Here is a 20,935-nt window from a genome sequence, read left to right as displayed (position 1 = left end):
GTCCGCCGGATTCCGCCGGACGCCGGGGGCTTCGCCTTGCCCGCCGCCGTCAGGCGGTGGCCGAGCGGTACTTGCGGACCGCGAGGGTACGGAATATCGCGGTGATCAGGACGGAGTAGAGCAGCGAGGCCAGGACCGAGTGCTGCATGGGCCAGGCCCCTGAGGTCGACTGGCCGGGGCTGCCCATCAGGACCCGGGCCGCCTGCACGGTGGCGCTGAACGGGTTCCACTCCGCGATGTGCCGCAGCCACGGGGTCATGTTGCTGATGTCGACGAACGCGTTGGACAGGAAGGTCACCGGGAAGAGCCAGATCAGGCCGCCGGACGTGGCCGCCTCCGGGGTGCGCACGCTCAGGCCGATCAGCGCGCCGATCCAGGTGAAGGCGTAGCCGAGCAGAAGCAGCAGGCCGAAGGCCGCGAGGACCTTGCCGGCGTTGGTGTCGTGGAACGTTCCGACCCGCCAGCCGACCAGCAGTGCGACCACGGCCAGGACGAGCAGGGTCAACGCCGTCTGGACCAGGTCGGCCAGCGTGCGGCCGGTGAGTACCGCGCCGCGCGCCATGGGCAGCGAGCGGAAGCGGTCGATGAGGCCCTTGTGCATGTCGTCGGCGATGCCCGCGCCGGAGCTGGCGGTGGCGAAGGTGACGGTCTGCGCGAAGATGCCGGCCATGAGGAAGTTCTTGTACCCCTCGGCGCTGGTGCTGCCGTCGATCTTCATCGAGCCGCCGAAGACGTAGGTGAACAGCACCACGAACATGATCGGCTGGATCAGCCCGAAGATGACCATCTCCGGGATGCGGGACATCCGGATCAGGTTGCGCTTGCCGACGATCAGCGAGTCCCGGACGGACCGGGTGAGCGGATTGCCCGGCGCCGCGATGCGCACGGTTTCCCTGACGGCACTCATTTCACGGCCTCCTTGCCGTTCGCCTCGTCCTGGTCGGCTGTCTCGGCCACGTGTCCTGTCAGCGACAGGAAGACGTCGTCGAGGGTGGGGCGGCGCAGCCCGATGTCGTCTATCTCGATCCCGCGGGTGTCCAGCTCGCGGATGATCTCGGCGAGCAGCTTCGCGCCGCCGGTGACGGGGACCGTGAGCTTGCGGGTGTGTTCCTCGACCGTGACGTCGCCCTTGCCGACGCCGCGCAGGCTGTACCTGTCCAGGAGAGCGGCGGCGCCGGCGATGTGGTCGCGCTCGTGCACCACGACCTCGACGCGCTCGCCGCCCGTTTGGGCCTTGAGCTGGTCGGAGGTGCCCTGGGCGATGACGCGGCCCTGGTCGACCACCGCGATGTCGTGGGCGAGGTGGTCGGCCTCCTCCAGATACTGCGTGGTGAGCAGCAGGGTCGTACCGCCGGAGACGAGCTGTTTGATGACCTCCCACAGCTGCTGGCGGTTGCGCGGGTCGAGGCCGGTGGTCGGCTCGTCCATGAACATCACCGGCGGCGAGACCACGAGGGCCGCGGCGAGGTCGAGCCGACGGCGCATGCCTCCGGAGTAGGTCTTGGCGGGGCGGTCGGCGGCGTCCGCGAGGTTGAACTGCTCCAGGAGCTCGGATGCGCGCTGCTTGGCCGCCTTGGCCCTCATCTGGTACAGCTGCCCGACCATCTGCAGGTTCTCACGGCCGGTCAGGTATTCGTCCACCGCCGCGAACTGGCCGGACAGGCCTATGGAGCGGCGCACGGCGTCAGGGTGCTTCAGCACGTCCACGCCCGCGACGACCGCCTTGCCGCTGTCGGGGCGCAGCAGGGTCGTCAGGCAACGGACGGTCGTCGTCTTGCCGGCGCCGTTCGGTCCGAGGAGGCCGAGGACGGTGCCCTCGGGCACGTCCAGGTCTACGCCGTCGAGAGCCTTTACGTCGCCGAAGGTCTTGACCAGGCCTTCGGCATGGATGGCGCCTGGCATGTCTGTCTCCACGTCGTCGGGGATTTCGGGCGGGATTCTTCGCAGCGGGTCAAAGCTGTTCGCATCGGGTCGCAGCGGGAATGTTCGCAAAGGCTAGGTTTCATCGGCCGGTTGCGCCTGCCCTTTTCCCAGTGCGGCAGGGCGGTCCGCGACCACAGCCACACCATAACGCGATGTATCGCGTTGTACAACGCTCTTCACCCGGACGGGTGGCGCGTGGTGCTTGGCGTCAGCCGATGACCGTGTAACCGGCGTCCCGCAGGGCTCGGCCGACCTCGGCGCAGTGCGCCGGCCCCTTCGTCTCCAGGTGCAGCTCGACGTCCGCCTCGGTGAGCCCGAGCCGGGGGTCGGTGCGCACGTGACTCACGTCGAGGACGTTGGCGTCGACCGCCGACAGCACTCCGAGGAGCGTGGCGAGGGCGCCCGGCCGGTCGGTCAGCCGGAGCCGGACGGCCAGGTAGCGGCCCTGCGCGGCCATGCCGTGGCGCAGCACGCGCTGCATCAGCACCGGGTCCACGTTGCCGCCGGAGAGCACCGCGACGACCGGGCCCTCGAAGGCGTCCGGTGCGGCCAGCAGCGCCGCGACCGGGCTCGCCCCGGCCGGCTCCACGACCAGCTTGGCCCGCTCCAGGCACAGCAGCAGCGCGGCCGACAACTGGTCCTCGCTGACCGTGCGCACCTCGTCGACCAGGTCCGCGATGATCCCGAAGGGCACCAGGCCCGGCCGCCCCACCTTGATGCCGTCGGCCATCGTCGCCGGGTTCCGCACCGACACCGGGTGCCCGGCGGCCAGCGAGGGCGGATAGGCCGCCGCGCCCTCCGCCTGCACACCGACGATCCTGACGTCCGGCCGTATCGCCTTCACCGCGACCGCGATCCCGGCCGCGAGTCCGCCGCCGCCGACCCCGACGACGATGGTGCGCACCTCCGGGCACTGCTCCAGGATCTCCAGGCCGACCGTGCCCTGCCCCGCGATGATGTCCGGGTGGTCGAAGGGGTGGATGAACACCGCGCCCGTCTCGGCCGCGTACTCCTCGGCGGCGGCCAGCGTCTCGTCGACCACCTGGCCGTGCAGACGCACCTCGGCGCCGTAGTCCCGGGTCGCGCTGACCTTCGGCAGCGGGGCGCCCCTCGGCATGAACACCGTGGAGTGCACACCGAGCAGAGCGGAGGCCAGCGCCACACCCTGCGCGTGGTTCCCGGCGCTCGCGGCCACCACACCGGCCGCCCGCTCCTCCGGCAGCAGCCCGGCGATCCGCACATAGGCCCCGCGCAGCTTGAACGAGCCGGTGCGCTGGAGGTTCTCGCACTTCAGGTGCACCGGCGACCCGACCAGCTGGGACAGGTGCCGGCTGCCCTCCAACGCGGTCGCGCGTGCTACACCCGAGAGCATCTTCTGGGCGCCGCGCACATCGTCGAGGGTGACGGAACGCAAGGTGTCAGCCGTGCGGTAGCTCATGACTCCAGCATCGCAGTTCGCGCTCGTACACGACTCGGGTGACCAAGCTCCGAGACCGGTTTGCACAGGGCCGGTACGGCCCGGCGCCGGGCCGCGTACCCTGTCCCCCAACCCAGCAGCCCTTCATGAAGCGAGCCTCCGGCCATGCCCACAACACCTGAAATGTCGATGGACATGACGACCGTCGGTGACACCGGTCTCCTCGACACCCTCCAGCACCAGGTGGCGGTGTTCGCCCGCCGTGCCGAACAGACGCGGCTCGGCGGTGTCGGGCAGGTGCGCAACTCCATGGACCGGGCGGCGTATCTGCTGCTCAGCCGCCTCGACAAGGAAGGCCCGATGGGCGTCAAGGCGCTCGCCGCGAGCATGGGCATCGACTCCTCCACCGTCACCCGGCAGGTGGCTCCGCTGGTCGACACCGGGCTCGTCAAGCGCACCTCGCACCCGGAGGACGGGCGTGCGGTGGTGCTCCAGCTGTCCCCGCGCGGGGTCGCCCGGCTCGAGGAGGTGCGCTCCTCCAGACGGCAGCTGATGGCAGAGCTGACACACGACTGGGCACCGGAGGAACGCGAGCAGTTCTGCACGCTCCTGACCCGCTTCAACACCGCGCTCTCCACGCGGATGACGGTCCAGGGAGCCGCGCCGGTGGAACAGTCGCCGGCGTCCTGACGGCTGTGGGCCCCCACCGGCACCGGTGGGTGCCGGAGTCTTGACCCCGGGCCGCCGCTGGCCTCATATGAGACCGGGTCCTGTGTCGTACGCGGTTCACCTGTCCCGTACCGGGCATCGGGGCCCCTCTGGGGGGAGGCGCGGTGCGTGATCGGCAGGTGTCCCGAGGGGTCCGCCGGGCCCGGGAGTTCGAGGCGTTCGTCGCGGGCGCGGCCGGGCGTCTGCTGCATGCCGCCACCCTGCTCACGGCGGAGGCGCCGCACGCCAACCCGCGCGCACGGCGCCTTCTGGCGCTGACGCTCGCCCACACCTACGCGCGCTGGGACCGGCTGCACGGTGAGGACCCGTACGACTGCGCCCGCCAGTACCTCGCCACCCGGTTCGCGCGCGCGACCTGGCACCGGTACGGCACCCTCGGCCGCGCCCGCCCCGATCCGCGCGGCCCGCTCGCCGCACTCACCCCGCAGGAGCGGCTGATCCTCGTACTGCGCCTCTACGAAGGCGTCGCCGAGGAACAGGCAGCGGCCCTCCTGGGGCTCCCCAAGGAACGCATCCACACCATCTGCGACCGCGCGACCGCCACCCTGCTCCATCCGTCCCGCCCTCCGGGCCCTCGTACGGACCGAAAGGTGGTGCCGTCATGAGGAGCTGCGGGAAAGGGAGCGGGGCGAGCGCGGGGGTGGTGGGCAGCGGCCGGGTCCGCGCTCGGGGACGCGACAGCGCCGGAGGCAACCGGTGGCGGCGGAACACCTCGGCAGGCACGACCGTCCCTCCGCGCGCGGGCGGCCGGCACGGCCCGGTGACCTCGGTGCCGCGCGAGGGGAGGGTGTGGTGAACCGGGCCGAGCGGGAGGCCGCCGCGCGGCGGATCATGGAGCAGGTTCCGGTGCCGGTGCCGCCGGATCTGTGCGCGGACGCGGTACACCGTGGCGAGCGCCTGCTACGGCGCAGGCTGATCGTCCGCCGGGTGCTGTGGCTGCTGGCGTGTGCCGCGGTCGTCGCGTTCAGCGTGTGGGCGGCCCGTGTGCACCCGTGGACGGAGCCGCCCTCGCAGACGACTCCGCCGATCACGGGCTGGTGAGCCGACCGTACGACGGCAGCACTCGCCGCAGACCCTGGGCCCGTGGCCGTACGACCACGGGCACTCGCGTACTGGGCGTACTGGGCGTACTCGGGTGGTCCGGCAACGCGGCGAGGTGCCGTGCCGGGCGTCGCGGACCCGGGCTGATCCAGACGAAACCCCCTAGCCCAGGGCCTGCTGCAGATCGGCCACCAGGTCGTCGACGTTTTCGATGCCCACGGACAGACGCACCAGGTCGGCGGGGACCTCCAGTGCGGAACCCGCCGCGGAGGCGTGCGTCATCCGGCCGGGGTGCTCGATCAGGGACTCGACGCCGCCGAGCGACTCGCCGAGGGTGAACACCTTGGCCCGGTTGCACACCTCGACCGCGGCCTCCTCGCCGCCCTCGACACGGAAGGACACCATGCCGCCGAACGCCCGCATCTGCTTCGCGGCGACCTCGTGGCCGGGGTGCTCGGGCAGGCCCGGGTAGAGCACGCTGGTCACGCGCGCGTGCCGGGTCAGCATGTCGGCGATCTTCGTGGCGTTCTCGCTGTGCCGGTCCATCCGCACCGCGAGGGTCTTGGTGCCGCGCAGCACCAGCCAGGAGTCGAAGGGGCCGGCGACGGCGCCCATCGCGTTCTGGTGGTAGGCCAGCTCCTCGCCGAGGCCCTGGTCGGAGACGATCAGCGCGCCACCGACCACGTCCGAGTGACCGCCCATGTACTTGGTGAGGGAGTGGACGACGACGTCGGCGCCGAGCGACAGCGGCTGCTGGAGGTAGGGCGTGGCAAAGGTGTTGTCGACGACGAGCTTCGCACCGGCGTCGTGCGCGACCTGAGCGAGGGCGGCGATGTCGGTGATGCCGAGCAGCGGGTTGGAGGGGGTCTCCACCCAGACGGCCTTGGTCTTCGGGGTGATCGCGGCCCGCACGGCGGCCGGGTCGCTGGTGTCGGCGACGGACCACTCCACACCCCAGCGCGTGGCGACCTTGGCGAAGAGCCGGAACGTGCCGCCGTAGGCGTCGTTCGGGATCACCACGTGGTCACCGGGGGTGAGCAGCGTGCGCAGCAGGGTGTCCTCGGCCGCCAGGCCCGACGCGAAGGCGAGGCCGCGACGGCCGCCCTCCAGCGCGGCGAGGTTCTCCTCAAGGGCGGTACGGGTGGGGTTGGCGCTGCGGCTGTACTCGTAGCCGCCCCGCAGCCCGCCGACACCGTCCTGCTTGTAGGTCGAGACCTGGTAGATGGGCGGGACCACCGCGCCGGTGAGGGGATCCGCGGTGTTGCCCGCGTGGATCGCGAGGGTCTCGAAGTGCTCACTGATATGCCTGTCGCTCATGTCCACCGAGCGTAGTGCGCTCGGCCGGATGCTGACGCCCGCGGAGCGCACGCACCGCCGAACCGAGGGATTTCCCCGCGTCGACCCGACAACAGACGGACCGGAGTGACCCGTCACAGGCCCGTCCGGAGGGTCCTGTCATGGACGGGACCGGAGTTTTCCACAGCTCGGGGGTGGGGTTGGCCAATTGTCGGCGGCGTCTGGTTCGCTTGAGGCATGTCGATTCTCTGGCTGCTGATGGCGCTGCTCATGCTGAGCTTCGTGCTGCTCCCGTTCATGCGGCGCAGGCGCGGGGTGATCGAGCAGGTGCCCCCGGGGCACCCGGACGCCGCCGACCCGGCGGCCTACGGCTTCGTGCGCCAGGAGGAGCTGGACGTGCGCATGCCCGGGCCGGACCAGGACCTGCTGGACGTCCTGGAGTTGGTGCAGCGCACGCAGGACTATCGTGCGGCCTCCCAGTTGCTGGCCGGCACCGGGTCCGAGGAGGAGCAGCGCTGGCAGCGGGTGCAGGCCTTCGCGGGCGCCGCCGCGCTGGAGCTGCAGCAGCGCCCCGGCGGGGTGCACGAGACGCCGGGCGGCCAGTGGCTGCGGGTGTGGCGGGTCGAGCAGCCCAAGGACGCGGGCGGCGCCGCCGTCTACGCGGAGTTCCTGGTGCAGCAGGCCTGGCGGACGTCGACGCCGGGCACGGACGACTTCCGGATCATCATGGAGGAGGCCCGGGACGCGTGCGGGCAGGCGGCCCTGCTCGCCCCCGGCGACCCGGTGCCGTACATCATCGAGCTGTCCATCGCCCGCGGACTCGCCTACCCGCAGGCCGAGTTCGACCAGCTGTGGCTGAAGATCCTCGACCGCGCCCCGCATCACATGGGCGCGCATCTGGCCGCGTTGCACTACTGGTGCGAGAAGTGGCACGGCTCGCGCGAGCAGGCGTACTCCTTCGCCGAGGCGGCCGCGGCCCGCGCCCCGCAGGGTTCGCTGCTCGCCGCTCTGCCCCTGTTCGCGGTCTTCGAGCACCTCCCCGAGGTGAACCTCGTGGCGGGCTTCTACCAGAGCGAGGTCGTCACCAGGGCGATGCACGGCGCCCTGCACGCGGTGCACTCGGCCCGCCCCGACGACCCGATGCTCGCGCACGTCCGCCATCTGCTGGTCTTCTTCCTGGTCCGCGCCGAGCGCTGGCAGGAGGCCATGCACCAGCTGATACACGTCGACGGGCACATCGGCGCGCTGCCCTGGACGCTGTCCGCCGACCCGGCCGCCGAGTTCGCCGTCTACCGCGCCCTGGCGGTGGCCGGTTACGAGGCCAACGGCGGCAGCCCGGCCACTCTCCCCGGCTGAACAGCCCCCCGACCGCCGCCTCGCGTGCCCGGCGCCGCCGAGGAACGCCCCCTCATCCCTCCGGTCCCTTCGCGTCGAACGGGTACACCCGCACCGGATCGAGGTGCAGCTCGTGCGGGCCCATGCAGTCGGCGGCGAGGGTGGCGACGAGGGCGCCGCATCCACAGGTCATGTTGCGGCCGCCGGTGCCGAGCGGGCCGCAGCAGCCCCGGTGCGGGCCGGCCCGGTCCAGCAGCCGCAGGCCCGGCACATCGTCGGGATGCACGATGACGGTGTTCCTCGGTCCGGCCGGGGTCCAGTCGGTCAGTTCGGGCGGCATGAGCAGCTGACGCGCATGGTGCTGCCGAGGTTCGCCGGTCGGAGGGACGAACGGCGCGCCCCACGGCTCGGGGTCGATCGCATAGTGCCCTCGCGGCACAGGGGAGGGAGCCAGGCGTGTCTCCCTGTCCCGGTCGGCGCCACGATCCGAGACCTCCGGCACGGAGGGCAGCCCCACCAAGTCCGAAGTGAGTGGGACCCCGCACCTCGCGCAGAAGAAGACCGTCATACAGGCGGTTGTAGCGGCCAGGTGCTGCCCGTCGCATCCTCGTTGTGCCGCGCGGGCGTTCCGGAGGGACGGCGTCCGGGTGGGGACCGACAGAAGGCTGATCATGGGGCAGACAGGTGGCCGGGGCCGGCTGGGGCAGCCCGCTCGCCGGGCCCGGATCGGAAGCGTATCGGAAGCGCGAAACCGGCTCCCACCCGCCGGATGTCGGGCAAGGTGACTCTCGCCACGCCGTTGGAACGAGCCAGATCCCGGCTGTCCGCCGGGAGTTGCGAGGGCCCATGAACCACACCTACGAGCCGCCGAGTCTGATACCCACCGCGGGTCAGGAACGGACGTACGCGCTCGTCATCGCCGGTGTCCCCCTTCTGATGATCCTGCTGATGGCGGTCCTGCCGCTGGTGGCCCCGGGTGGCGGAAACGCATCCGGGGCCACCCCGGTGGACGGCCAGGGCGGCTACAACTACGCACCGCCGCCGACGGACCCGCCGGCACCGGACACCCCCACGGCGTACGGAACGGACCCGTCGACGCCCCTCGGCGGCAACGACGGCACGGACCTGTCCCCGACCCCGCTGGACAGCGAGAGCACGCAGAGCACAGAGGGCAACGGCACGGACGGCACCGTCGGAACGGACGGCACTGACAGCCCGGACAGCAGCACCGGTCCCGGCAAGACCGTCAACGACTTCTTCGACGCCATCAACCGCCGCGACTTCAAGACCGCCTGGGCGCTGGGCGGCAAGAACCTCGACAGGGACTACGACTCCTTCGTCGCGGGCTTCGACACCACCCAGCACGACGACGTCACCGTCGAGTCCGTCGACGGCGACACGGTCTCGGTGGACCTGAACGCCCAGCAGACCGACGGCACACAGAAGTCGTACACGGGTCGGTACACCGTGGTCGACGGGGTCATCACCCACGCCTCGATGACCTCGGCCGGCTGAAGAGAGCGGAGAACACAGCCATGGCGAGTGCATTCCTTTCCGTTCCCGCCCCGCCGCCGGGGTCCGGCGGGCCGGTCCCGTCCCGCCCGTCCGCGGACGCCACCAGCGATGCCACCCGGCTGCTGTGCGCGGGCACGTATCTGGATCCGGTGTACCGCGCCACCGTCATCCGCGAGCTGCTGACCCACCGGTTCCGGGTGGTGGCGCCCTCGTACGGGTACGACGCGGTTCCCGTGCTCGCGCACGCCCTGGCGGCGCGCCGGCTGCACCGGGCCCGGCTGGCCGTCCTCCTCGCGGGCCTGTTCGTCACGTACGTCCTCATGGCCGCCGGTGTCCTGAACGGGTTCACCGGGCTGCTGGCGACGGCGTGGCTGCTGTGGGTCACCGCGTTTCTGCGGCGCGTCGTCACCCTCCAGCTGCTGACCTCCCGGCTGGGGATCCGCACCGGTGGGGCGCGCCGGACGAGCGGGTTCGACGGCTCCTATCCCAGACATCCGCAGCTGACGGGTGAACTCGTCGCCAAGATCAACCGGGAGCAGACCTCGGACGGCAGTCTGATCTGCTACGGCGGCTACAAGCCGTTCGTCGGCGCGGGCCAGCAGGTGCGGCGCTGGTCCACGGCCGAGCTGCTGATCGGCGCACCCGTCACCGTGTTCGACGGCCGGCGCGAAGCGGGCCTGCCCAAGGCGCCCGGCGTGAACGGCCACGCGACGGGCGAGGAGCCGAAGCGGAAGGACATCATCCCCTTCACCGTCGAGGACCTCTCCGCCTATGTCTCCGCCCGTATGACGTCCGGACTGCGCGACCACGCGAGCCGGTTGGCGCGGATCGAGGGGCTCGCCGTGGAGCGGAGCACGTTCACCACGGCCGTGACCACCCTCCCCGGCGCGTGGGCGGCGATCCCGGAGCAGACCGACGGGCACTGGCAGGACACCTACGGCTCGGGGCGCGCGTACCTGTGCGTCCGGGTGGGCTCGTGGAACCAGGAGCTGGTCACCACGGCGTTCGTGGGCTTCGACCTCAAGGGGAACACCCTGCACACCGAGTTCTACTCGTATGTGCTGGGGCCGATCCAGGCCAGTTTCCACCTCGTGGACCGGCTCCCCGCGGCGCTGGACGCCGGGACCCTGCTCAAGGTCGGCTGGCACACCCTGCGGGCCACGCCCGAGGCGGCGCTGCGGCCCGTCCTCTCCCGCGCCCGCTCGGCGCTGTCCGGCCTGCTGCCGTGGGCCAGGAACACCGTCCTGCTGCCGCAGCCGGCCGACACCAGTGAGTTCGGACTCGGCCGCTACGCGGACACCCTGGTGAACCGCGGGGCGCTCACCAGCATCCGGGAGATGGCGACCAGCGACGGCTTCCACGTCTTCTTCCAGGAGACGGACACGATCAAGTACACCCAGATCGTCGAGCGTCAACTCCTGCAGTTCATCCGGGAGTTCCTGCAGGAGCACAACGTGGACCTGGCGGAGCACGAGGCCCGCCAGACGAACATCCTCAACGACTACGGGAGCAACAACAACTTCGTGAACGGCGACAACAACACCACCAACTCGGGCACGCAGAATCACTACGGCGCCTCCGACGGCGGCCGGGGGACGGGATCGGTATGACGGACAGCTCCACGGGCCCGGGCACCGGCTCGGGCTCCGGCAACAGCAGCCACTACGGAAGCGGAAACACCTTCGGCAGCGGCAACAGCTTCGTCACCGGCAACGGCAACAGCACCAACTCGGGCACGCAGAACTTCTACGGCGGCACACAGCAGGCCCGCAGGGACGACGACCGCCTCGGGCCCGCCCAGGACCGTCCCGGCCCCTCCGGGGACCGCAGCCGCAACGTCTTCGTCGTCCACGGACGGGACGAGGAGGTCCGGACCAAGATGTTCGGCCTGCTGCGCAAGCTCGATCTGCGTCCGCTGGAATGGGAGGACCTGGTCAGGGCCACCGGCAAGACGGCACCCTTCCTCGGTGAGGTCGTCGCGAAGGCCCCCGAGCAGGCACAGGCGGCCCTCGTGCTGCTCACCCCGGACGACGTCGTCCAGCTGCACCCGGAGCTGCGGGGTGCGAACGAACCGCCGTACGAGACCGAGCCGACCGGGCAGCCCCGGCCGAACGTGCTGATCGAACTGGGCATGGTCCTGATGGCCTACCCGGAGCGGACGCTGATGGTGGAGGTCGGTGAGCTGCGCACGATCGCCGACATCGCCGGCCGGAACGTCATCCGGTTCGACGGCTCGGAGGCCGCCCTGAGCAAGATCGTGCAGCGGTTGCGGATCGCCGGCTGCACGGTCGACGACACCGGCTCCGAATGGCGCCAGACCTGGCCGTACAGCCATCTGTCGGCGTACGGACGGACGGGGCGGCAGCTGCCGCCGGCCCGCTGAGCCACGGTACGGGCCCAGCGGCCGTTCGGCCGCGCTCCGGGGGAGGGCCCGTACCGCCCCCGCGGGCGCCCGGTGTCAGACATGGCGCCGGGCGCCCGCCGCCAGGCCGGCCAGGAACGCGCCGGTCTCCGGCAGGTCGATCCGCCTCAGTTCGCCGGGGCGGATCACCACGTGCAGTTCGCGGCAGACCGGCCGCTCCCACGAGTGGACCACGAACGACAGCAGTATCAGCCGCAGCAGGCTGTCCTCGTCGAGGTCGTGCAGCCGGGCGAGCCCCGCACCGGTCAGCGGCATGGTGACGCGTTCCAGCTGGCCGTGCTGGTGGACGGCGTCCCACAGCCGGTCCAGGCCGAGCCACAGCTCCTGCACCCCGCAGGAGGCGACGCAGTCGTTGCCCATCCGGCTGTAGGCGACGGCGAAGACCAGCTGCGGGCGACCGCCGAGGACGGCGACGGTCCCGACCGGGTACCGGGTGCGCTTGCCGCGCGGCTTGTCCCGCACGCTCTCCCGCGCCACCGGAGCCACCCCGTCCAGCGCTGCGGCCAGCTCCGCGTCCAGCCGCTGAACGTCCCCCGCGTAACGGCGGGCGAGCAGCTGTCCCTGGGCGCTGTCGTCATTGATGACGACACCGTCGTCCACCAGGGTGTCGAAGGTGTCGGAGAACCCCACCACCAGATGGCCGGGCTGCTCGAAGAGGTCGCCCTCCTCGACCACCACGGTCATGTGCGGACGGGTGAACTCCTGCCGTACGCCGGCCTGCGGGCGCGCCCGGGCCAGTCCCCACAGCAGGCACAGGGCCACGGAGCCGGCCAGCACCGGACCGGGCCGGGACACGACGCGCGGGAACAGCTGGCCGGCGAACTGCACGACGGCCGACACCCCGCCGAAGGCCGCCAGCACGTTGCCCAGGAACACCCGCCACCCGCGCCAGGAGCGCGGCAGCCGGGATCGCGCGGGGCGCAGCGGCGATCGCGCGGGGCGGGACGACGACGGGTCCGGGACGGTCGATCGCATGCGTCACTCCGAGTCATCTTGGTAGGCTGAAAGCCCTGTTGACGGGCCGTCATGCGGCTGAGGGGGCGAGGCGCGTGCAGAGCCGCACACCGTCCGTACACGTGCGCGTACTGGGCCCCGTCCGGCTGGACGTGGACGGGGTTCCGGTCCGACTGACCCCGCTGACCGCGCGTCTGCTGCTGCGCCTGGTCGCCGCCGACGGCGAGGCCGTGACCGCCCGCCGGCTGTACCGGGACGTCTGGCAGCAGACCGTGGAACTGCCGCACCAGCGCCTGCGCAACCGCAACGAGGTGCAGAAACGGATCCTGGAACTGCGGCGCGCGTTCGACCGCGCGGGACCGGGTACGGGCAACCGGATCGTACGGACCGGACAGCTGCCGACCGCACACGGCGCCGAGGGCACCTACCACCTGGACCTCTCGGTGGACGAGTTGGACAGTACGCAGTTCACGCGCCTGGTGGGCGACGCCCTGCACGCGGCGCCGGCCTCGGCCGTCCGGCTCCTCGCGGACGCCCTGCGGCTCTGGCGCGGCCGGCCGCTGGCCGAGGTGGAGGGCGAGGAGTTCGCGACCGCGCCGGTGCGACGGCTGACCCACCTCAGGGAGACCGCGCTGCGGGAACTGGTCGCCGGACACACCGCACTGGGCCGCTACGACCTCGCCCTGCCGGTGGCCGAGCAGACGGCCCGGGAACGACCGGACGACCCGGAGGCCGCCGCGGTCCTCGCCCGGCTGAACGCCCGGCTGCGCGAGCGGCACGGCGACGAACTGCTGCGCCACACCCTGCGCGGGCTGCGGGTGGACGTCGTCGTGCTGCGCGGCGACCTGTTCGAGCAGGAGGACGCCAACCTGGTCGTCGGCTTCTGCGACACCTTCGACACCTTCCCCGACGACGTGGTGATCAGCCGGGAGAGTGTGCAGGGCCAGTTGGTCGACCGGCTCTTCGAGGGCCGGTACCGGCTGCTCGACGACCGACTGCGCCGGGGTTTGAAGGAGTTCACCCCGCTGGCCACGGAGAGCGTCCAGGCGAAGCGGCGCGGCCGGCGCACCCGCTTTCCGATCGGCACGGCGGTCGCGGTCCCGGCCGGCAGGCGCAAGGTCTTCGCCCTCGCCTACTCCCGGCTGGGCAACGATCTGCGTGCCCGGTCCGCCCCGGCGGACCTGCGGCTGAGCCTGGAACACCTGTGGCCGGCGGTCGCCCGGCACGGCCTGTTCAAACCGGTGGCGATCCCGCTGATCGGCGCGGGCCTGTCCCGCATCGTGGAACTCGACCGCACACAGCTGCTGTTGCTGATCGTCGGGACCTTCGTCCGGAGCCTGCGCCAGGACGCGGCCGTGTCCCCCGAGTTGCGCATCGTCATCCGCGCCGACGAGCTGGAGCGGACCGACCTGTCGGCGGTCGAGGAGTTCCTGCGCGGTGCGGACGAGCAGGGGCCGGCGCTCCCGCCGACCGCCGCCGGCTGACCTCTTCACCCCTCCAGCAAAGGTCCGCCGCCGCTTCCGCCGACAGCCGTCGCCCGATTCCGGAACGCTTCCGGAACGCTTCGGGGGCACTTGCGGTAATTGCGGCGACGGGAGCGGCCCCTGCGCCGTACATTCGCCGCTCGTGAGGAGACCAGGGGAGGCGGCGGGGATGAGCACGTTTCTGATCGGCGGGGGCTGGGACACGGCCGAGGTGTACGAGCCGTTCGTGCGGGCGGTCGGCGGCCGGCGGCGCACCGGGTGTCTGATCGTCGACGAGGGGGACGGGGCGGCGCGGTTCGAGCGGTACGCCGAAGCGCTGCGGAAGGCGGGGCCGTGCACGCCCGTGCCGCTGCTCGTGCCGCTCGGCGGCCGGTTCGAGCCGGAACACGCGCTGGACGGGGTCGACGGGCTGCTGGTGTGCGGCGGCCTGACCCCCGCCTACCAGGAGGCGCTTGAGGGCGGTCTGTCGCGGTTGCCGGCGCTGCTCGCCGGGCGCGGGATGCCGTACGCGGGCTTTTCGGCGGGTGCCGCCGTGGCCGCGCGGCGGGCCGTGGTCGGCGGATGGCTGGTGGAGGGGGTACCGGTGTGCCCGGAGGAGACCGGGGAGGACCTGGCGGAGGTCGAGGTGCGTGCGGGGCTGGGGCTGGTGCCGTTCGCGGTGGACGTGCATGCCGCCCAGTGGGGAACGCTCGCGCGGCTGGTCGCGGTGGTCGGGCGGGGTGCGGCGCCGTACGGGGTCGCCGTGGACGAGAACACCCTGCTGGAGGTGGCGGACGGAGAGGTCCGGGTGACGGGGCTGGGGCGTGCGCATGTCGTACGGCCGGACGGGGACGGCGGTGTGCTCGTGCGGGTCCACGGGCCGGGAGAACGGTTCCCGCTGGCTCGGGGGGGCGGGCGGCACCGCGATCAAGTAGAGGTGAGACCTACTTATTGATCGGGAGTGCGAGTCGTGCGTGCGTGGGGGGCGAGGGATCGCCTCGCGCGGGCGGGGGTGGCCGCGGGCCGGGCCCTTGGCCGCCGTCCTCGGGCTGTGTCTGCCCGGACCGCTGTGGGCGGGGTGGGCCGCCCGGCCGCTGGGCTCGGCGACGAGACCGCGGCCGGGCTGGGCGTCCGGGTGGACCGGATCCGGCTCGCCCTTGGCGGACCGTATCCGCTGTGGCTGCTGGGTCGCGGACGGAACCGGTGACCCGGCCGGGACTCAGATCGTGGCCGTGTCGATCACGAAGCGGTAGCGGACGTCACTGTTCACGACCCGCTCGTAGGCCTCGTTGATCTGGTCGGCGCGGATCAGTTCGATCTCGGCGCCCAGCTGGTGCTCGGCGCAGAAGTCGAGCATCTCCTGGGTCTCCGGGATGCCGCCGATGCCGGAGCTGCTGATGCTGCGGCGGTGGCCGAACACCGAGGAGAGCAGGATGTTCACCGGCTCCTCGGGGATGCCGACGTTGACCATCGCGCCGTCCGTGCGCAGCAGGGACAGGTAGGCGCCGAAGTCGAGCGGCGCCGACACCGTGTTGAGGATGATGTCGAAGGTGCCCTTGAGGTCGTCGAAGGTCTTCGGGTCGCTGGTGGCGTAGTAGTGGGTGGCGCCCAGCTTCAGACCGTCGTCCTTCTTGCGCAGGGACTGGGACAGGACCGTGACCTCCGCACCGAGGGCGGCGGCGATCTTCACTCCCATGTGCCCGAGGCCGCCCAGACCGACGACCGCGACCTTCTTCCCGGGCCCCGCGTTCCAGTGCTTCAGGGGCGAGTAGGTGGTGATGCCGGCGCACAGCAGCGGGGCGGCCACGTCGAGGGAGAGGCCGTCGGGGATGCGGACGACGTAGTTCTCGTCGACGACGACCTTCTGCGCGTAGCCGCCGTAGGTGGGCTGCCCGTCCTTGCCGACGGAGTTGTAGGTCCAGACGGGGCCGCCACCGGTGCAGTACTGCTGCAGACCGGCCCTGCAGTTGTCGCACTCCCGGCAGGAGTCGACCATGCAGCCGACGCCCACGCGGTCGCCGACGGCGTACTTCGTGACACCCGGGCCGACCTCGGAGACGACGCCCGCGATCTCGTGGCCGGGCACCATCGGGAAGATGGCGGTGCCCCAGCCCTCCCGGGCCTGGTGGATGTCGGAGTGGCAGATACCGGCGAACTCGATGTCGATCAGGACGTCGAACTCACCGACCGCGCGCCGCTCGATCGTGGTCCGCTCCAGCGGTGCCTTCGCGGCGGGCGCGGCGTAAGCAGCAACAGTGGTGGTCATGCCGGGGTTCTCCTAGCGATGTGATCGTGCCCGGTTGCCTTCCCACCGGGCACGCAACCAGCCTCTCCCACGCTACGACGGCCACCCAGACCACGCTTGTGCGTACGTCTGCCGTGCCTACCACTGGCGGGGTCAGGTTCCTGTACGTACGACCGTGAATACTGGTTGTATGGAAAACCAGCCCCTGCCCTCCTCCCCGCCCCTGGACCGGCGGGCCGAACTGAGCGAGTTCCTGCGCAGTCGGCGGGCCCGGCTGAAGCCTCAGGACGTGGGACTGCCCGACTTCGGCCGGCACCGGCGGGTGCCGGGGCTGCGCCGCGAGGAGCTGGCCCAGCTGGCCGGGGTGTCGGTGGCGTACTACACCCGTCTCGAACAGGGCAACGGGCGGAACGTCTCGGCGGAGGTCCTGGACGCGATCGCCCGGGCACTCAGGCTGACGGACGCCGAGCACGCGCACCTCACGCATCTGGCCAAGCCGAAGTCGCACAAGAAGAAGCCGGCGGCGCGCCAGCAGCAGGTCCGCTCCTCGCTGCGGCAGCTGCTGGACACGATGGACGGCGTACCGGCGTATGTCGTCGGGCGCCGCTCGGAGATCCTCGCCTGGAACCGGATGGCGGCGGCACTCTTCGGCGACTGGGCGGAACTGCCGCCTGCCGAGCGCAACTGGGCCCGTCTGGTGTTCCTGCGTCCGGACTACCGCGAGCTGTTCGTCGACTGGGAGCAGAAGGCGATCGACATCGTCTGCGCCCTGCGCATGGACGCGGGCTGCTATCCGGACGACCCGCGGCTGTCGGCGCTCGTCGGGGAACTCTCCGTCAAGAGCGAGGAGTTCCGCCGGCTGTGGGCGACGCACGACGTCAAGGAGAAGAGCCACGGCGTCAAGCGGCTGCACCATCCGCTGGTGGGCGACCTGTCCCTGAACTTCGAGTCCTTTCGCCTGACGGACGACTCGGACCAGTCCCTGCTGACCTACCACGCCGAGCCGGGCTCCCCGTCCGCCGACTCCCTCCGGCTCCTGGCCAGCTGGGGCACGGACGCGACGCACGCGGTGCACTCGGCCTGAGTCTTCCTGGACGGCGAGGGGGCACCCGGAGCCTGTGGCCCGGATGCCCCCTCGCCTCGTCAGGGAGCGCTGTGGCTCACTTCCCGAAGTACGCGTCGTAGATCGTGATCTCCGACGTGTTGCCCTGCTTGTCGGTGATCTCGGAGCGGAGGGAGAGGGACTTGCCCTGCGCCGGGTTCCTGACGGTGATCCCGCCGCCCCGGACGTCGGCCTTCGTGAAGGTCCGGCCGTCGTAGGAGACGTACACGGCGAGGGACTTCAGGTTGCCGTCCGCCGCCGAGCCCTCGACGGTGACCGGGAAGGTGACCGTCCGGCCGGCCCCGACCCGGCTGTCCAGGCCGGTCGTGACGCCGTAGTGCAGGACGGAGGCGGGGAGCTGGACGGCGGTGCCGGAGACCTTCCGGGAGCGGAAGGTCCAGGTCGCGTCGATCCGGGAGGAGGCCCGGGCGACCTTCGCCGAGCGCTTGACCGAGGTGGTCAGCCGGTAGGCGGCGTCACCGGCCGGCACCTTGAAGGCGGCGTCGCCGAACAGCGGGTCGTCGGTGGAACCGACCTCGGTGCCGTCGCGGTACAGGGTCGTGTGCACCGAGGTGAAGGCCGAGTACCCGGCGTGCCTGGCGGAGTCGGCGAACAGCGGCAGTGATCCGTAGATCTCGTCGCCGGAGCGGTAGAGGCCGAGGTCCTTGTCGACGTGCGGGCCGAAGACCGCGGTGTTGACCGTCTTCGTGTAGCTCTTGCCGGCCTTGAAGGAGGACTCGCCGAGCGCGTACGCGGCGTCGGACAGCGGGAACCCGTCCGGGTCGACCCCGCCGTACTGGGTGAAGTGCAGGTCCCACAGGACCCCGCCGCCGGCGGACAGGTGCAGGGTGCGGGTGCCGGGCAGCTGCTGCGGGACGTCGATGGACGAGGCGCCGACGCTGCCGGGCAGCCAGCCGGTGGCACCGACCGAGCCGGTCCTGCCGCTCGCGGACGCCCCCAGCCGGGCCTTGACGGTGGCCAGCTCACTCGCCCTGTAGTGCTTGGTGTAGCCGGTGGCGAGCCGGGTGACCGGGCCGCCGGAGGTGACGTCGTACTGCTCGCCCCTCCCCTTGGTCCAGTGGCCGTCCCACTGCTGGAACAGCTGTCCCGCGGGGAGTTCCGGGCCCAGGTGGGCGGTGCGGAAGTCCTTGTACGTGTCCAGGAACCAGCTGTAGCCGTACTCGTTGTCGCCGATCGTGAGGGTGTACCCCGGCGAGGCGAACCGCGACCTCACGCCGTGGGCCGGGACGGTGATGTCGACCGGCTCGGTCCTGCGCGCGTCGATCGTGACGGTCTGCTTCCTGGCGACGGTCAGCTTCGGCTGGGCGATCCAGTCGGTGCCGTGGGTGCCGTTCCGGTCGGCGAAGACGGCGGAGTTGAGGAGGTAGGTGCCCCTGGGCACGCGGACCTTCACCGTGCCGGACGGGTCGTACGGGGTCAGCTCCGTGCCGCCCGCCAGGCCGCCCACGCCGCTGAGGCCGGCGTTGTAGTACTTCGCCGGCCTGCCGTCACGGCCGGTGAACTTCAGCGTGAGGTCGTACGACTCCACCTCGCGCTGTACCGCGGCGGCCGTGCGGACGCTCTGGCCGGCGCCGGTCGCGGTCACGTACGCGCAGTAGGCGCCGTCGAGGCGGCCGCCCAGCCTGGTGTTGGCGGTGAGGCCGACGGAGGCCTTGCCGTGCGCCGGGACCGTCAGCCGCGTCGCGCCCAGCGTGAAGAAGCCCGACGGGGCCGCGTGGCCCTCGGGGTCGGTGGCGGTGCTGCCGAGGGTGAGCGTGACGTCCTGGTCGCCGAGGTTGCGGTACGTCACCTTCCTGGTGACCGGCTTGTCGTCGGTGTGCGGCCACTGCTGCACACCGAAGCTCACCGAGACCGGGTCGGCGATCACGGTCTGCCGGTAGGCCCGGTCCACGGCGATACGGCCCGAACCCTGCTGGAACGGCGTGTACGCGCCGCCCTTGGCGGAGCCGGTCAACGCGCCCTTCAGCTCGGCGTACCCCCAGCCGGGGTGCTCCTGCTTCAGGATCGCGGCGGCGCCCGCGACATGCGGGGTGGCCATCGAGGTACCGGAGAGGGTCAGGTAGCCCGCGGGCTTCTCGCCGACCTCCTTGTCGAGGACGCTGCCCTTGGCCGCGGCGGCGGTGATGTCCACGCCGGGCGCGGTGACGTCGGGCTTGATGGCGCCGTCGCCGAGGCGCGGGCCGGTGGAGGAGAAGTCGGCGAGCCGGTCCTTCTTGTCGACGGCGCCGACGGTGAGCGCGGCGTCCGCGCTGCCCGGCGAACCGATCGAGTGGGGGCCGTCGTTGCCCGCGGCGATCGCGAACAGGATGCCCTTGGTGGCGGAGAGCTTGTTGACCTCGGCCTCGAGGGGGTCGATGCCGGGGCTGTCGTAGCCGCCGAGGCTGAGGTTGACGACGGAGGCGCCCTGGGAGGCCGCCCACTCCATGCCGGCGAGGATGCCGGAGTCGTCTCCGGAGCCGGTGTCGTCCAGGACCTTGCCGTTGAGGATCTCGGCGTCCGGAGCGACACCCCTGTACCTGCCGCCCGACCTCTCGCCGGTGCCCGCCACGATGGAGGCGACGTGCGTGCCGTGGCCGAAGTGGTCGGTGGCGTCGGCGGCGGAGGTGAAGTTCCGGGAGCCGACCACCTGGTCCTTGAGGTCGGGGTGGCGGGTGTCCACACCGGTGTCGAGGACGGCTACCTTCACGCCCTTGCCGGTGTAGCCGGCCTTCCACGCGACCGGGGCGCCGATCTGCGGCACGGACGTGTCGAGTGAGGCCCTGCGGACGCCGTCGAGCCAGACGTGCGCGATGCCGGAGGCGGCCCGGTCGCCGTCGGTGACGGCGTGCCACAGCTCCGCGGTGTCCTTGACCGGTGTCTGCACGGCGTCGGCGTCGAGGGCGCCGAGGCTGCGGCGCAGGTGGCCCGCGCCCCGGACGTCCGCCTTGGCCGCGGCGGCGGAACCGCGGTAGCCGACGATGACCTTCAGGCCGCTCTTCTGGGCCCTGCGGGTGACGGCCTTGTTCAACTCGGTGACGTCGAACAGGCGCTGGTCCAGCGTGCCGGAGGACACCAGGCGGGCCGCGTCGACCGGGACGACCAGGGTGTGGCCCTTGGTCCTGCGGACCTGGAAGGGTATGCGCTCACGGCCCTTGGCCCGCTGCAGGCCGACGATCCGGCCCTTGGCGTCGAGGGCGACGCGGTCACCGGTGATGAGGGTGACGTGGGTCCTCGCGGTGAGCGCGGAGGCGGTGCTCGGGGTGTGCTCCACGGGTCTCGCCGACGCCGGGCTGGTCATACCCGCTGCGACGGCGACGGCTGCGGCCGTGGCGACACCGGCCGCAGCAGCTCTTTTCACTTGTCTGCGCAAGTTCTCCCCCAGGAGACGGAGTACCGGGCGAATTCCCCGTTCGACCGGCCGGGGGAGGTGGCGTACGCGTGCACGCCGCACGTCTCCCCCCGGGCCACGCAGTATGCCGGGGGGCGTTCAGAC

The 20,935-nt window shown here is 71.7% G+C and carries 18 protein-coding genes; 10 read left to right on the top strand and 8 right to left on the bottom strand.

Annotated features, from left to right (window positions below; translation table 11 throughout):
• Positions 1 to 49: 49 nt before the first annotated feature.
• The 3 genes from ACWC94_RS24735 to ilvA form a co-directional block, all read right to left on the bottom strand.
• The gene (locus tag ACWC94_RS24735; protein ID WP_450799095.1) at positions 50 to 907 is read right to left on the bottom strand and encodes an ABC transporter permease; all 858 of its coding nucleotides are present in this window, start codon (positions 905 to 907) and stop codon (positions 50 to 52) included.
• The gene (locus tag ACWC94_RS24730; RefSeq protein WP_450799094.1) at positions 904 to 1,902 is read right to left on the bottom strand and encodes an ATP-binding cassette domain-containing protein; all 999 of its coding nucleotides are present in this window, start codon (positions 1,900 to 1,902) and stop codon (positions 904 to 906) included. The genes ACWC94_RS24735 and ACWC94_RS24730 overlap by 4 nt, the downstream gene beginning before the upstream one ends.
• Before the next feature lie 229 nt (positions 1,903 to 2,131).
• Positions 2,132 to 3,361: a threonine ammonia-lyase gene (gene ilvA, locus ACWC94_RS24725; protein WP_450799093.1), complete on the bottom strand. Its 1,230-nt coding sequence runs from the start codon at positions 3,359 to 3,361 to the stop codon at positions 2,132 to 2,134.
• 162 nt (positions 3,362 to 3,523) lie between these two features.
• Here ilvA and ACWC94_RS24720 point away from each other — a divergent pair, with 162 nt between their 5' ends.
• The 3 genes from ACWC94_RS24720 to ACWC94_RS24710 all read left to right on the top strand — a co-directional run bounded on the left by ACWC94_RS24720 (position 3,524) and on the right by ACWC94_RS24710 (position 5,110).
• Positions 3,524 to 4,030, top strand: coding sequence for a MarR family winged helix-turn-helix transcriptional regulator (locus ACWC94_RS24720; protein WP_450799181.1), 507 nt, complete (start codon positions 3,524 to 3,526; stop codon positions 4,028 to 4,030).
• A 143-nt stretch (positions 4,031 to 4,173) separates the two neighbouring features.
• Positions 4,174 to 4,674, top strand: a complete 501-nt coding sequence (locus ACWC94_RS24715; RefSeq protein ID WP_450799092.1) for a sigma factor-like helix-turn-helix DNA-binding protein — start codon at positions 4,174 to 4,176, stop codon at positions 4,672 to 4,674.
• A gap of 187 nt (positions 4,675 to 4,861) precedes the next feature.
• Positions 4,862 to 5,110 (top strand): hypothetical protein, encoded by a 249-nt coding sequence (locus tag ACWC94_RS24710; protein WP_450799091.1) that lies wholly within the window; start codon positions 4,862 to 4,864, stop codon positions 5,108 to 5,110.
• Positions 5,111 to 5,272: 162 nt separating this feature from the next.
• Here the strand turns inward: ACWC94_RS24710 and ACWC94_RS24705 are convergent, their stop codons facing one another.
• Complete coding sequence (locus tag ACWC94_RS24705) at positions 5,273 to 6,427, bottom strand: cystathionine gamma-synthase (RefSeq protein WP_450799090.1); 1,155 nt, start codon at positions 6,425 to 6,427, stop codon at positions 5,273 to 5,275.
• A gap of 216 nt (positions 6,428 to 6,643) precedes the next feature.
• On the opposite strand from ACWC94_RS24705, the gene ACWC94_RS24700 reads away from it, so the two are divergent.
• Entirely contained in the window at positions 6,644 to 7,762 is a 1,119-nt protein-coding gene (locus ACWC94_RS24700; protein WP_450799089.1) for a hypothetical protein, read from the top strand.
• A 52-nt stretch (positions 7,763 to 7,814) separates the two neighbouring features.
• Here ACWC94_RS24700 and ACWC94_RS24695 read toward each other — a convergent pair whose 3' ends face one another.
• Positions 7,815 to 8,081: a hypothetical protein gene (locus tag ACWC94_RS24695; protein ID WP_450799088.1), complete on the bottom strand. Its 267-nt coding sequence runs from the start codon at positions 8,079 to 8,081 to the stop codon at positions 7,815 to 7,817.
• A gap of 506 nt (positions 8,082 to 8,587) precedes the next feature.
• Between ACWC94_RS24695 and ACWC94_RS24690 the strand changes: the two genes are divergently transcribed.
• From ACWC94_RS24690 to ACWC94_RS24680, 3 genes are read left to right on the top strand one after another with little or no spacing between them, the layout of a single operon-like run.
• On the top strand, positions 8,588 to 9,256 hold the full coding sequence (locus ACWC94_RS24690; RefSeq protein WP_450799087.1) for a hypothetical protein: 669 nt from the start codon (positions 8,588 to 8,590) through the stop codon (positions 9,254 to 9,256).
• A gap of 20 nt (positions 9,257 to 9,276) precedes the next feature.
• On the top strand, positions 9,277 to 10,866 hold the full coding sequence (locus tag ACWC94_RS24685; RefSeq protein WP_450799085.1) for a hypothetical protein: 1,590 nt from the start codon (positions 9,277 to 9,279) through the stop codon (positions 10,864 to 10,866).
• A complete protein-coding gene (locus tag ACWC94_RS24680; RefSeq protein WP_450799084.1) occupies positions 10,863 to 11,639 on the top strand; it encodes a TIR domain-containing protein in 777 nt (258 codons plus the stop codon). The genes ACWC94_RS24685 and ACWC94_RS24680 overlap by 4 nt, the downstream gene beginning before the upstream one ends.
• A gap of 75 nt (positions 11,640 to 11,714) precedes the next feature.
• On the opposite strand, the gene ACWC94_RS24675 is transcribed toward ACWC94_RS24680, so the two are convergent.
• Entirely contained in the window at positions 11,715 to 12,653 is a 939-nt protein-coding gene (locus ACWC94_RS24675) for a macro domain-containing protein (protein ID WP_450799082.1), read from the bottom strand.
• A gap of 101 nt (positions 12,654 to 12,754) precedes the next feature.
• Here ACWC94_RS24675 and ACWC94_RS24670 point away from each other — a divergent pair, with 101 nt between their 5' ends.
• Both ACWC94_RS24670 and ACWC94_RS24665 read left to right on the top strand, forming a co-directional pair.
• Entirely contained in the window at positions 12,755 to 14,116 is a 1,362-nt protein-coding gene (locus ACWC94_RS24670) for a macro domain-containing protein (protein ID WP_450799081.1), read from the top strand.
• A gap of 169 nt (positions 14,117 to 14,285) precedes the next feature.
• Positions 14,286 to 15,050, top strand: coding sequence for a hypothetical protein (locus ACWC94_RS24665; RefSeq protein ID WP_450799080.1), 765 nt, complete (start codon positions 14,286 to 14,288; stop codon positions 15,048 to 15,050).
• Between the two features lie 264 nt (positions 15,051 to 15,314).
• Here the strand turns inward: ACWC94_RS24665 and ACWC94_RS24660 are convergent, their stop codons facing one another.
• A complete protein-coding gene (locus ACWC94_RS24660; RefSeq protein ID WP_450799079.1) occupies positions 15,315 to 16,361 on the bottom strand; it encodes an NAD(P)-dependent alcohol dehydrogenase in 1,047 nt (348 codons plus the stop codon).
• A gap of 169 nt (positions 16,362 to 16,530) precedes the next feature.
• On the opposite strand from ACWC94_RS24660, the gene ACWC94_RS24655 reads away from it, so the two are divergent.
• Positions 16,531 to 17,424, top strand: coding sequence for a helix-turn-helix domain-containing protein (locus ACWC94_RS24655; protein WP_450799078.1), 894 nt, complete (start codon positions 16,531 to 16,533; stop codon positions 17,422 to 17,424).
• A gap of 76 nt (positions 17,425 to 17,500) precedes the next feature.
• Here the strand turns inward: ACWC94_RS24655 and ACWC94_RS24650 are convergent, their stop codons facing one another.
• On the bottom strand, positions 17,501 to 20,800 hold the full coding sequence (locus tag ACWC94_RS24650) for a S8 family peptidase (protein ID WP_450799077.1): 3,300 nt from the start codon (positions 20,798 to 20,800) through the stop codon (positions 17,501 to 17,503).
• Between the last annotated feature and the right edge of the window lie 135 nt (positions 20,801 to 20,935).

The organism is Streptomyces sp. NPDC001135, from assembly GCF_053598395.1.
The sequence above is the reverse complement of the archived record's forward strand: the minus strand, read 5'-3'. Positions and strand labels throughout refer to the sequence as shown.